The organism is Luteibacter flocculans (assembly GCF_023612255.1).
GTDB lineage: Bacteria > Pseudomonadota > Gammaproteobacteria > Xanthomonadales > Rhodanobacteraceae > Luteibacter > Luteibacter flocculans.
In genome coordinates, this window is sequence record NZ_CP063231.1 from 2,383,295 (window position 1) to 2,395,528 (window position 12,234).

The following is a 12,234-nucleotide window of genomic DNA, read 5'->3' on the forward strand; positions in this document are numbered from 1 at the left end:
GTGGAGGGCGCCGCGGGGGCGCCCTCTCCTTTCCCGGAGGCCTAACGGACGAACAGACGCGTGGTGGCGTCTGGCTTCTGGCCGCTCACATCGGTCGAGCAGGCGGACGTGCGGTAGTAGGCGAACTGGTATTCGAGGTTTCGGGTGATCCAGCTTGCGAGCACCGGATTGGTAGCCGACATGCAGGTCCATAGCTTGCGCGGCTGCCCGGGTGTGGTGATGTACACCTGGTAAGCAAGACGGGTGTCGATCGGCGCGAAGGTCAGGTTGCCCTGCACCGTGCAGGTCGGGTTCGTGGTCGCCGCGCAGTTGACGTCGCTGAAGGACATCAGGTTTGGAAGGTCGGACTCCTGCGAGAAGTGAGCAACGATGCGCCCCATGAGCGACAACTGGGTGGTCGTGTTCAACGCCGCGAGTGACGAATCCCTCACATTGCCGTCGCAGCCGCTACAGATCGGGTCACGCGTAGCCGGCCATTCGGTAACGGCGAAGAGGTGGAAGTCCGGATGCGCGGCGAGGAAGTCGGAAATCTGCAGCGCCGTCAACGGATCGTTCTGATACGTCTCTATCAACATCACCGGTTTCGACCGCTCGGCGGTCGGCATGTTGTTGTAGATGTCCTGCAGGCCCGTATAGACGTTGCCATACGCCGTATAGGCATGGCGCGACGGCGGACGATTGCCGTAGACGGCGAACTGGGCCTGCACCCGCGCAGGAACAGCGATGGCCGAGAAGCCCACCGTGTCATCCGAACCGAAGACGAAGGTGTAATCCGACCATAGACGCTGGAGATAGGCCGTGGCTGGGCAGTTCGGCACATCCGCGTTGCACGGCGTGCCTGGCGCCTCTCCACCGAGATCGTAGATAGCCCCTGTGGCGCTGTCGCGCAGTAGCTCGTCGGCTGTAACGTGAACGTTGACGATGTAATTCCAGGCGTGGGAATACTCGGTCTCGTTCCACGATGCCCAGCCGGACGCCCGGCCATCGTTGAAGCGGAAGATCACGTTGCGGAACCCTAGATCTCGGATCTTGACCAGCATGGCGCGCAGATTGTCCATGTGGGTCGGATGCGGTTTTCCAAGACTGGAATCGATGAGATATCCCCACGTCCAGTCGTCAGGAAAGCCGCTATTGCATGCCCCGCTGGCGATACAGGGCGCGAGCTCCGCCAGATTGAATTGCAGAACGACATAGTCCATGCCGGAAGCGCGCATGTTCGCTAGCTGACTGTCGACGAGCGTCGGGTTGAGGTTGTACAGCGAAATGGGCGTCTTGAACTGGCGGGCGGGTATGTACCAGTTGTTCGAGTCCGACGTCGGTATTTCCGAGGAATAACTACCTCGGTCGTACGCGAAATAGACCACGCCATGGCCGCCGACCACGGTATCCGCGGATGCGGGAAACGCGAACAGCGAAAGAAACACGGTCAGGATGACCGCGACAATGCGATGAGACATCGATGAAACCCTCCTGGTCTGATAGATCCGGCAGCGCGCCGGCCCCTCCGGGATGACACAGCTCGCGTGCGCACCCCGACCAGGAAGATAACGGATGGCTTATGCCAGCGGTTTGACCGAAGGCGCCGTCTTCCGCCCCAGCCACCACCCCATGACCGCGCCAGCCAGCAGCCAGCCGAAGGCCTGTTCGATGAGATAGCCGATAGTGAATGCCCCGGGGAACCGGTACCAGTTCCAGAACGGCACGCTCAGTGCCAGCCAGGTGAATACGCCGAAGGCGAGGCCGATGCAGAGGCCCCTTACGGCACCGGTGCCGGCGCGGATCATCACCAGGGCCATGATGAGCGCGGCCAGGGTGTCGGAGAGCCACTGGTGGAACAGGTTGTTGCCCATCGCCAGCGGATCCTTGCCGTAGGGCGTGTAGACGATGAAGGCATACGGAGACGCCGTGGCCTTGGCCGAATACGCCGCCAGCTTCGTGTCGTCGCCGTGCATGGCCGGGTCGAAATGCGGCAGCACGTAGATGCCGTGCTCGGGCGGCAGGCCCTCGTGCAGGGCCGTCAGCACTTTGTCCTCGTCCAGCGGCGCGCGCATGGACATCTCGCCCAGCGGCAGCACCATGTGCGCGAACGCGCCCCAGAAGAACATCACCAACCCGCCGATCAAACCCGCTATGGCGATACGCATGATCCGTCTCCCTGGTCCGGTGGCCCGAGCGTACGACCACGCGGCGGCGAGCGATATCGGCCTTTCGGCAGGGGCTGTCGATCAGGACGTTTCGGCCTTTTCTGCGGTGGTGTCGCGGAGCGACTGCCATACGCGCGTCGCCATGATCACCGCGATGCCCGCATTGGTGGCGACCTCCCCCGGCCACACATGACCGTAGCTCACGCCGTGGAAGCCGAGGCGGTCGGCAAACATGCCCAGCAGATTCACCAGCGCCCCGGCCACGATGCAGGCGTGGCATGCGCGCAGCAGCCGGCCCAGGCGTCGGTCGGTGAGCAGCCAACTGCCGCAGATCGTCATCACCAGGCTGCAAATGATGTTGGCGTACATGTAGAACGGCCCGTCGCTCATGGGCGGCCTCCTGCGATCCGATCGATCACGCGTTGGGCGAGCGCTTCGCCACGGTCGTCGATCAGGCGCTGCACGATCATGGTCACACGCAGGCCGAAACAACCGATGAGAAACGACACGCCGGCCTGTATCTGCGCCGACGCGCCGGGGATGAAGCGCTGTTCGAGTGCGGGGGCGAGAAAGATCGCCAGCATTGCCCCGCATACCACCTGGACCACGGCGCGCTTGCGCGAGGGTTCGTTGCCGAGCGCCACCGGGAGCACGGCCCCTCCTACCGCTGCCAGCAGCAACCAGAACTGAGTGAAGAGCAGCATCGTGTCCATGGCGGCACCTCGCTTATGGGCTCGTTGATTGCCTGCTCAGTTCGCCGGTCCAGTCGCCCGAGGAACTGAAGGCCAGCGTCACGGTGTTGCTGCCGTCGGGTGCGGTCACGGTCAACGTCTTGCCCATGAGCCCGTCGCAGAACGCACCGCCATTGATGGACAGGCCGAAGCGATACGTGAGCGATTTGCCGTCGGGCCGCACATAGTCGGCCTTTACCTTGCAGGCGAAGGTGCTGGGAAAACGCACCTCTACTGCGTTGGTCGAGAAGCTCGCTTCCACGGGTACGCTGTCGGTGCCGCGTTGAATCGATCCGCGCCAGGCGCCTTGTGGCGCGGCGGCGAAAGCCAGCGCCGGCAACAGGCCGAGCAACGCGGCGAGGGCAAAAGTCTTTACGGTGGTTCGATGCATGACAGTCTCCTGGTGTGAGATGGCGCGATCAGGCCCGCAGGTCCAACCATGCCACGGTGCCGGCGATACCGGCGAGAACGAACGCGAGCAGCACGATGCCGAGCCATAGCGAGCGCCGGCTGCGAGCGCGTCGTGGCGGTTGATCGAGGCAGGCGATGAGAGCGGCCTCCCACTCGGGCGGCACGCGCAATCCGGATAGCTTCTGCATCACGCCCTCCCCCGCCACGGAATGAGCGCGACACGCTCGTCGATCGAAACACTGGGCTCCCACGCGTCGGCGGCGCGGAAGGCAATGCGCATGCGATGCAATGAGCGGCGGCGAAACCACGTCGGACGCGGCGGATGCAGGTCGATGATGAGTCCACCCTCTCCTCCTCGGCCGCGCTCGTAGCGCAGACGGCAGGAGAACTCCACTGACAGTTCGGTCACCTGAGGCACGTGCGGATCGCGAAACCAGCGCAGCGGAATCACCACCGAGTCCAAGGGGGAATCCGCAGAGGCATCACGCGGCACGTCCACGTGCAACGCTTGTCCGCTCGCATCGCCCACCGCGTACTGCATGGCGCGGCGACGTCGCAGTGACTCATTGGCGGCTTCGACCGCAATGCGCAGCGCGTACAACCATTGATCGAGGGTACATGTCGCCATGGTCTAGCCCTCCAGCCAGGCGGGCTTGCGCGGAAATCCCACGTGGTAGCAGAGCCACTGCAGCACCATCTGGTGCTCGCCGATCTGCAGCACGGTGAAACTCTTCTCCACACCGATGATGGTGCCCTTCGGTGTTTCCGTGAAACAGCGATTGAGCAAGGCGCGTGCTTCCTCGATCTTCGCCTCGCTCTGCATGTGGTTCGGATCGTCGCTACCCACCACCACGCGCTTGACGAACTTGACGTCGCTCAGGTCGAACATCGTGATCTCCCGAAAGGAACCGCGACGCCACGCCGACGCCGCGATTCACGCTTGGAACGAACTGCTCAAGGGTTGCCGGTGCCACCGGTCGTGCCACCCGTGCTTCCACCGGTATTGCCACCGCTATTGCCACCCGCAGTGGTGTCCTGCACCGCCACGGGCGCGCTGATCTTGCGCGGAGCGCATGCGGTCTGCAGGATGTCCATCACACGCGCGAGACCTTCCGGCATGCCGCTGTCCTCCGCGTGCACCTCTACGTGGTACTTCGCCGAGTTGTCCGACGAACGGGTGTTTTCCTTGTGCGTGGCAACGGAACCCGACACTTTCGCCGAGGCCTTGAAGATGCCCCAGCCGATGGACATCTCGGCACTGAACGAGCCCGACTTGTCTTCCTTCTCGGCGGAGCTGAAGGACGACTTCACTTCCATGTCGAACGTGATGTCCACCTTGGTCACGCTGAGGTTGGGCACCTTCACGATGGCAAGCAGCGGCACTTCGAGTTCGACGTCTTCCTCGGCGATGCCGCCCGCCTTGTTCGGATCGTCCACGGGACGCTTGAAGCGGAACTGCGCGGTACGGGTCGCGCCGACGCCATTGGGATCGTTCGCGGCCGGCGGCAGAAAGCCGATGACCTTGATGAAATCCGCCGTGGCCTGAGCCAGCTTCACCTGCGCTTCGCAGGCGGCACTGAGCGGCGATCCGATCAGGTCGCCCATGGGCAGACCCTTGAACTGGCTGGATAGATTGACGAGTTCGTCAGCCATGATGTGACTCCTTGTGGTATCTGACGCGACGCACGACATGCGCGCCGCGGTTCAACGCGGTCGACCGATCAGTCGCCCGGTTTGAACGTCTTGAAGACCCCTTGCGTCTGCGAGAGGTGGTTCATGAGGCGCGCTGCGCCATCGGTGGGCTCGCTGCCTTCCACGCGCAGCACCACGTGTACGGCGCCGGACTTCCGATCCCCACCCCCCGAGGTCGGGTCCACGCGCAGGTGCGGCCGCGATGCAGGAGCGTTGCCTTTCCACCCGGGTTGCGGCGGGTGGTCGTCCGCGGTGGGGTCGCCTTCTACCAGGGGGCCGATGTCCGCGTCGAAGGTGATTTCCACATCCTTGATGCGCAGCACGTTGGTAGAGACCAGCGGCAGGATCGGCGCGCGGTACAGGTCTTCGTCGCCTTCTTCCGCCTGCGGGTGCAGGGACGGCATGCGAATCACCACGCTCTTCGGACGGTTGTCCTCGTCGAAGAAGTCGCTCAGGTGGGACATCTGGTGTTGCTCGATGCGGTCCTGCGCGTCGACGACGGCGCCGGCAATCGCTTCGATCAACGTGTTCAGCGAGGTCTGCGCGGCCATGGCTCAGGCCCCTCCCGCTGGAGCGGCGGTGAGGTCGGGGAACGAATCCACCCGCGCCAACCAGCCCTTCAGGAACTTCGCCAGCGGCGGACGCTGCTTCACCAGATTGGTGTAGTAGTCCTTGCGGCCTTGCTTGTATGCCGCGTACACGGCCACGGTGTCCGCTTTCGCCAGCGCGGCAAGCGTGCCCGCACCGATCGCGCCGTCCACCGCGATCTGCGGCGATGCACCGAGCGTGTTCAACACGCGCTGCAACAGGCGCGAAGCATTGGCGCCGGCATTCACCTGGAAATCGAACACGATGTTCGCCAGCGGCTGCGAAGCGATCTGATCGCCGCGGACCTTGTCCCAGTACAGCGCCTTGTAGATGGTGCCTGCTTGCGCATCGGTCAGCGCGCGCAGATTGTCGAGGCTGGGTTCGATGCCCAGCAGGCTCTGCGCACACTGGCGGAAGGTCGCCAGCGTCACCCCTTTGTTGGTGGCGCCGCCCGGATCGACGGGGTCGTTCACGTATCCGCCCTCGTGCTTGAGCAGCGTGGGAAAGAAGCTGTTGAAGTCGGCCATGGGTCGTGTGCTCCTGGTTCGGCGTTGCGCCTGTGGAGCTACTTTCCGTTTCGGCCAGCCCGCGCGGGATCGGGAAAATCCTGATTCCCGCGCATGCACACGCTGATCACGGTTCGAGCGTGGTGATGCCCTCCCGCAGCGCATAGCGCGTCAGCTGCGCGATGCCGTTGATGCCGAGCTTCGCCATGATGTGTTCGCGATGCGTACCGACGGTTTTCACACTGACATGAAGACGTTCGGCGATCTCGCGTGCGCTCAAGCCTTCCGCAAACAATTGCGTGATCTCGCGCTCGCGCGCACTCAGCGCCTCTCTCGGCGCAAACGCAGGTCCGTCGTGACGTCGCAGGCCATCGACCAGCAGATGCGCGATGTCCGGGCTGATGAAATAGCGGTGACGCATGACGCTATCGATCGCCTCGCGCAGCACGCCGAAGCCGTCGCGCTTGAGTACGTAGCCATGCGCGCCCGCGTCGAAGGCCGCACGCACCCAGCGGGCGTCCTCGTAACCGGAAAGGCAAAGCAAGCGCGTCTGCGGGCAGCGCGGGGCGATACGACGTATCGCTTCCAGGCCGCTCAGTCCGCGCATGGCGCAATCGAACACGATCAATCCGGGCTGGCAGCGCAAAGCGCTGCGCACGCATTCGCGGCCGTCGGCAGTACTGCCGATGACTTCATAGCGCGTCAGCGCCGCCAACAAGGCAGCCACACCCTCGCGCAGCAAAGCGTGCTCGTCGGCAAGCAGCACGGTCACGGGCATCACGGGATGCGCTCCCGTCCGCGTGTATGAGGTACAGAATCGAAAACACCGCCACAGAGGGCGGTGGTAAGGTCGTTGCGATGCATGTGGGCCCCCAGTTTGGCTCCCCCGCCGGCCATCCCTGCACGATGTCCGGCGCGCGATCCTGGGCGCCGTCGCGTATCGGTCCCGTCGCTATCGGGTAGGCAGGAGCAAGGCCTTGCGAACCTGGGTCAGGTCCATAGTGCCGAATTCGCGCCGGGGCATACCCGGCGTCTGATGGCGGTAATCAACACGAGACATGGCACACCCCCGTCGATGGTCGATAGCGCCACACTACGTTGCGCCACCCCATCCGCCGTATCGGCCAAATGCTGATTTTTAGAGCCCGGCGTGCCGAGCCTGCGATGGCCGTCACGCATCGCCCGAGCAAGCATCGCACGACGCGCTTATGTGGGGACGGCGGCTCGCACGGCATGGCGTTTTGGTTTCGCGCCCTTCTACGGCCTTGGGGTAGGATGGCGACCGCGTCATGTGACGCTGAATGGGTACATGGCAGACGACGTTGGCCGCCATTGGCAGCATGCGAGCCATCCCGCCTTCAGACGACGGGTTTTTTGGGCACTGAAACAAGGGTCAGGCGGGGGATGAGGCAGCGCACTTTCGATGTCCTGGCTGTTATTGGCGTCTTCGTGGCCTATACGATCACGATCCGACTGGCCATGGGCTTCGACCTTGTCGGCTGTCTGCTGGGCGGAGCTGCCAATACGATTCCTGTAGTCATCTTCGGAGTGGCCGTGCGCCGCATCGTCGCGCAGGGTTTGGTGGGACGCCCAGCCGGAACCCAACTCGTCGTCCACTTGGTGCTGTGCGCAGCGTACACGGCGCTCTCGTACCTGTTGTTGATCGTGCTGCTCGGCCTGTTCAGCGGTGCCGGTCCCGAGGGCTTCGTGGTGCGTCCCTTCTCCCTCAGCGGAGCTGCCTGGCAATCGCTGGAGAACGTGACGACCTATGCCTTGATCGCAGCCGTGTCGTACCTGCAGATCCAAGGTCGTGCGCAGGTTGCGCTGCACCGTGAACCGCCCGGAGACGCTGCGCCCATTGCCATCGCGGCGGAGAAGGAGATAGCCACTGCGCCGGATGCCCCTGCTGCGGAGCCCGGGGCGCGCGCCGACAGCAGTCTTTCCCGCTATTTCGTCCGGATGGGCGACGAGCTCCGGCCACTCGACATGGATACGGTGGTGAGCATCGGCGGTGCGGACGACTACGCCGAGGTGCGCACGCAGAACGAGAAGCATCTGGTCCGTGTGACGCTGACGGAATTCGCCAGGTCGCTCGATCCGGCGAAGTATGTACGCGTTCATCGCTCGTGGATCGTGAACACCCATCGCATTGCCCGTGCCGAGCCGGCCGGCGGCGGGCGTCTGCTGCTGCACATGGAAAACGGCCAGACCATCTCGACCAGCCGCGAAGGAGCGAAGCTGCTGCGCTACCGCGTCATCTGACCATCGCGCCGTTCCCGTCCACCGCGGCGTCGTGTCCATTCGCCGATTTTCCGGCCTTTCCTTCCCGTATCTCGCGACCATCGCCCCGTCCTGGCCCTCGGCCGAGGACGAATCGAGATAGGCCGAATGATCCGGAGAAAGAACCGCATGAAAGTCCTTGCCCTGCCCCTCCTGCTTGCCTGGAGCCTCGTCGCCTCCGGTGCCCATGCCGGCACGCCTCCGTCCAGGGAGCCCACGATGCCCGACATCGCGGCGACGCTTATCGCCCGTCATGTTTCGGCCTCGAAGCCAGCCGAGCTGATCGTGCTCTATCGGCTGCAACTCGCCGCCGAGCGCTATGTCGATGCCGAGACAACCCTCGATCGCCTCACCGCAGCCTATCGGTCCAGCGAGCCCAGGCTGGTTCCCTCGGTCGTGCCCTGGCAGACCTACGCGCGCGCAAAAGCCTACGAGGCGAACGGGAGCGAGGCCTCCGCAGCCTTGCGCCGCGCGTTTTCCGAACTCTATGGTTCCCTTTCCGATACGCAGGCTGTGGACATCGGCCCTTGGTACAAAGTCGATCTCGACGCCATGCGCGCCCATGTGGCGGAGCAGGAGAAGGCCTGCGCCGGAATGCGACTGGAGCATTGTCCTTCCGCTGCGGACCTGATTGCGGCTCGCCAGGGACTCGCCACCTGGACGTATCTGGTGCCTGCCTTGAAGCCGCTGCTCGAGGCCGATACGCAACGCCGGTTCCTGATCGACGACCAGATCCTCATCCCGACACCGGATGGCGCGAAGATCGCCGCGCTCCTCGTGCGCTCGCGCTCCGCCCCATCGATCAAGCTGACCGCCCTGCTGAATTTCACGATCTACGCCAACGACGGTTGGAGCATGGACGACGCCAAGAAAATGGCCGCCCATGGCTATGCCGGCGTGGTCGCCTATACACGAGGCAAGGGGCGCAGTCCCGGTGCCGTAGTGCCCTACGTCCATGATGGCGAAGACGCATCGACGGTGATCGCATGGCTGGCACGCCAACCGTGGAGCGACGGTCGCGTCGGCATGTTCAGCGGCAGCTACAACGGTTTCACCCAATGGGCGGCCGCCAAGCATCATCCGCCGGCGCTAAAGGCGATTGCCACCCACGCCACCAACGCCCCGGGCATCGATACGCCGATGCAAGGCAACGTGTTCCAGAGCTTCATCTATTACTGGCCGTTCTACACAACGAACACCAAGGGCCTCGATAGCGACACCATGAACGATCGCGCGCATTGGGCCGCGCTCCAACGCTACTGGTACGTCAGCGGCAAGCCCTATCGCGACCTGGACAAGATCGACGGCAAGCCCAACCCGATCTTCGATACCTGGCTGCAACACCCGTCCTACGATGCCTACTGGCAGCGCCTGATCCCCTATGGCCGCGAGTTTGCCGACATCGGCATCCCCGTCTTCGTCGAAACCGGCTACTACGATGGCGGCATGGTGGGGGCGTTGTACTACTTCGAGCAACACATCAAGTATCGTCCGACGGCAGACGACCGGATGCTGATCGGCCCTTACCATCACATCGCCATGCAGACCGGCGTGCTGCCCGAGATCGATGGCTACGTCGTCGACAAGGCAGCGCTGCTCGACCTACAAGACGTGCGATTGAAGTGGTTCGAACACGTGTTCCGCGGCGCACCGCTGCCCGACCTGCTCAGCGACCGGGTCAACTTCGAAGTGATGGGCGCGAACACCTGGCGGCACGTGTCCACGCTCGCCGATATGGCCGCAAGCTACCGGCGCCTCTATCTCACTGGCCGTCATGAAGCCGATCGGTTGTTGTTCGACGACACGCCGGACAAGCAGTCCCTTCCACCCGAACTCGTGGTGAATTTCGCCGACCGTAGCGATGCGGATTTCCGTCCGCCAGGGGGCATGCCCGACACGCGCAATGCCCTGGTGTTCGAAACACCGAAGCTGACGAAAGCACTGGAGATCGATGGCTTGTTTCATGGGCAATTTGAAATCGTCACCAACAAGCGCGACTTCGATCTGGCGGTCAACTTCTATGCGTTGATGCCCGACGGCACCTATCTCGATCTGGCCTCTTATCTCGGCCGAGCGAGCTACATGGAAGATCGCACTCGCCGGCACCCGTTGCAGCCAGGCCAGCCGATCACCCTCGCATTCCAGAGCCAGACGGTGACCGCGCGTTTGCTCCCCGCAGGAAGCCGCATCGTGGCGGTGGTCGGCGTACCTAAGATTCCCCAGGTCCAGATCAACTACGGCACGGGCCGCGACGTGAGCACCGAGTCGATAGCCGACGCGGGCGATCCCTTGCGGATTCGCTGGCTGGCCGGCAGCTACTTCGAACTCGGCATGCGGGGAAGCCTCGAATTCTGATCGGCGTCGCCTGCAAATCATCGCCACAGCCCGCCTGTGGGAGCCGCCATGGCGGCGAGGAAAACCTTGCCTCATCGCAACTTGGTCTCGCCGCCGTGGCGGCTCCTACAACGAACGCACGCGCCGATCGGGCGTGATAGGCACGCGCCTCGTTTACTTGCGTGCGGCGGCTCGCGCGGCACGCAATGCCGCCAGCTTCTCGCTCAGCTTCAGTTCGAGGCCCCGATCTACGGGCTCGTAGAACGTCATGCCCACCAGTTCGTCGGGCAGACATTGCTGGTCCAGCGCCACCCCGCCTTGCACGTCGTGGTCGTACTGGTAACCGGTGCCGTAACCCAGACCCTTCATGAGCTTGGTCGGTGCGTTGCGCAGATGCATGGGCACATCGAGGCTGCCCATTTGCTTCACCGTGGCGCGGGCCTTGTTATAGGCCATGTACGCCGCGTTGCTCTTCGGCGAGATAGCCAGCCAGATCGCGAGTTGGGCGAGGCCCAGTTCGCCTTCCGGACTGCCGAGACGCTCGTACGTGTCCCACGCATCCAATGCCATGCGCCACGCGCGCGGCTCGGCCAGGCCCACGTCTTCCACCGCCATGCGGGTCATGCGACGCGCGAGGTAGAGCGGATCGCAACCACCGTCGAGCATGCGGGTGAGCCAGTACACCGCGGCATCGGGATCGGACGAGCGCACAGATTTGTGCAGCGCCGAGATCTGGTCGTAGAACTGCTCGCCGCTCTTGTCGAAGCGACGTGTGCGGTCGGCCAGCACCTGCTCGAGGGTGGCGTCGTCAATGCGTCCGTTTTCGGCAAGTTCCGCCGCGATTTCCAGCAACGTGAGCGCACGGCGCACGTCGCCATCGGCGGCGCTGGCGATGAGCTTCAGCGATGCTTCGTCCACGGACAGGCCCAACTCGCCGAGGCCGCGCTCCTTGTCAGCCAGCGCACGATGCAACGCCGCCACGATGTCGTCGGCGCTCACCGCATCGAGCACGTGCACACGGCAGCGCGACAGCAACGCCGAGTTCAATTCAAACGACGGGTTCTCGGTGGTAGCGCCGACGAAGATGATGACGCCGCGTTCGATGTGGGGCAGGAACGCATCCTGCTGCGCCTTGTTGAAGCGGTGCACCTCGTCCACGAACAAGACGGTACGCCGACCTTGTGCAAACTTGCCTTCGGCTTCCGCAAGCGCCTTGCGTACGTCGGGCAGCCCGCTCATCACTGCGGAAATGGCGCGGAAGTCCGCATCCGCGTAACGGGCCACCAGCAGGGCGAGCGTGGTCTTGCCGCAGCCGGGTGGCCCCCACAGGATCATGGAATGCACCTTGCCCGCCTCCAGCGCGCGGCGCAGCGGCTTGCCCTCGCCCACCACGCGTTGCTGGCCCACGATCTCGTCGAGCGCGCGGGGACGCATGCGCTCGGCAAGGGGCTTCAAGTCATCGGGTTCGGCGAACAGGCCGGGGGACGAAAAGGACATGGGCAGGCAGACAGCGGAAGAACGCGCATTATCGCGCGTTCTTCGTGCAAG

14 protein-coding genes and 1 pseudogene are annotated in these 12,234 nt (G+C 64.0%); 2 read left to right on the forward strand and 13 right to left on the reverse strand.

Going from position 1 to position 12,234, the window contains the following annotated elements; all coding sequences use genetic code 11:
• Positions 1–41 precede the first annotated feature (41 nt).
• From IM816_RS10130 to IM816_RS10185, 12 genes and pseudogenes are all read right to left on the reverse strand, one after another.
• A complete protein-coding gene (locus IM816_RS10130) occupies positions 42–1,457 on the reverse strand; it encodes a hypothetical protein (protein WP_250337984.1) in 1,416 nt (471 codons plus the stop codon).
• Between the two features lie 99 nt (positions 1,458–1,556).
• Positions 1,557–2,144, reverse strand: coding sequence for a hypothetical protein (locus tag IM816_RS10135; RefSeq protein WP_250337985.1), 588 nt, complete (start codon positions 2,142–2,144; stop codon positions 1,557–1,559).
• 81 nt (positions 2,145–2,225) lie between these two features.
• Positions 2,226–2,534: a hypothetical protein gene (locus IM816_RS10140; protein WP_250337986.1), complete on the reverse strand. Its 309-nt coding sequence runs from the start codon at positions 2,532–2,534 to the stop codon at positions 2,226–2,228.
• Entirely contained in the window at positions 2,531–2,857 is a 327-nt protein-coding gene (locus IM816_RS10145) for a hypothetical protein (protein WP_250337987.1), read from the reverse strand. The genes IM816_RS10140 and IM816_RS10145 overlap by 4 nt, the downstream gene beginning before the upstream one ends.
• Before the next feature lie 13 nt (positions 2,858–2,870).
• Positions 2,871–3,266, reverse strand: a complete 396-nt coding sequence (locus IM816_RS10150) for a hypothetical protein (RefSeq protein ID WP_250337988.1) — start codon at positions 3,264–3,266, stop codon at positions 2,871–2,873.
• Between the two features lie 28 nt (positions 3,267–3,294).
• A complete protein-coding gene (locus IM816_RS10155; RefSeq protein ID WP_072321171.1) occupies positions 3,295–3,474 on the reverse strand; it encodes a hypothetical protein in 180 nt (59 codons plus the stop codon).
• Positions 3,474–3,914, reverse strand: a complete 441-nt coding sequence (locus IM816_RS10160; protein ID WP_250337989.1) for a hypothetical protein — start codon at positions 3,912–3,914, stop codon at positions 3,474–3,476. Before IM816_RS10160 ends, IM816_RS10155 begins: the two co-directional genes overlap by 1 nt.
• 3 nt (positions 3,915–3,917) lie before the next feature.
• Positions 3,918–4,175 carry a hypothetical protein gene (locus IM816_RS10165; RefSeq protein ID WP_072321173.1) on the reverse strand — a complete coding sequence of 86 codons (258 nt, stop codon included), beginning with the start codon at positions 4,173–4,175 and terminating at the stop codon, positions 3,918–3,920.
• A 149-nt stretch (positions 4,176–4,324) separates the two neighbouring features.
• A pseudogene (locus tag IM816_RS10170) lies at positions 4,325–4,939 on the reverse strand (DUF2589 domain-containing protein); the annotation flags it as partial.
• A 68-nt stretch (positions 4,940–5,007) separates the two neighbouring features.
• Complete coding sequence (locus IM816_RS10175) at positions 5,008–5,529, reverse strand: DUF2589 domain-containing protein (protein WP_072321174.1); 522 nt, start codon at positions 5,527–5,529, stop codon at positions 5,008–5,010.
• A 3-nt stretch (positions 5,530–5,532) separates the two neighbouring features.
• Positions 5,533–6,093 carry a glycoside hydrolase family 108 protein gene (locus IM816_RS10180; protein WP_250337990.1) on the reverse strand — a complete coding sequence of 187 codons (561 nt, stop codon included), beginning with the start codon at positions 6,091–6,093 and terminating at the stop codon, positions 5,533–5,535.
• 106 nt (positions 6,094–6,199) lie between these two features.
• On the reverse strand, positions 6,200–6,850 hold the full coding sequence (locus IM816_RS10185; protein WP_250340737.1) for a response regulator: 651 nt from the start codon (positions 6,848–6,850) through the stop codon (positions 6,200–6,202).
• 626 nt (positions 6,851–7,476) lie between these two features.
• Here IM816_RS10185 and IM816_RS10190 point away from each other — a divergent pair.
• Positions 7,477–8,334, forward strand: coding sequence for a LytR/AlgR family response regulator transcription factor (locus IM816_RS10190; protein ID WP_250337991.1), 858 nt, complete (start codon positions 7,477–7,479; stop codon positions 8,332–8,334).
• A gap of 147 nt (positions 8,335–8,481) precedes the next feature.
• On the forward strand, positions 8,482–10,707 hold the full coding sequence (locus IM816_RS10195) for a CocE/NonD family hydrolase (RefSeq protein WP_250337992.1): 2,226 nt from the start codon (positions 8,482–8,484) through the stop codon (positions 10,705–10,707).
• 153 nt (positions 10,708–10,860) lie between these two features.
• Here the strand turns inward: IM816_RS10195 and IM816_RS10200 are convergent, their stop codons facing one another.
• Entirely contained in the window at positions 10,861–12,183 is a 1,323-nt protein-coding gene (locus IM816_RS10200; RefSeq protein WP_250337993.1) for a replication-associated recombination protein A, read from the reverse strand.
• Positions 12,184–12,234: the final 51 nt, after the last annotated feature.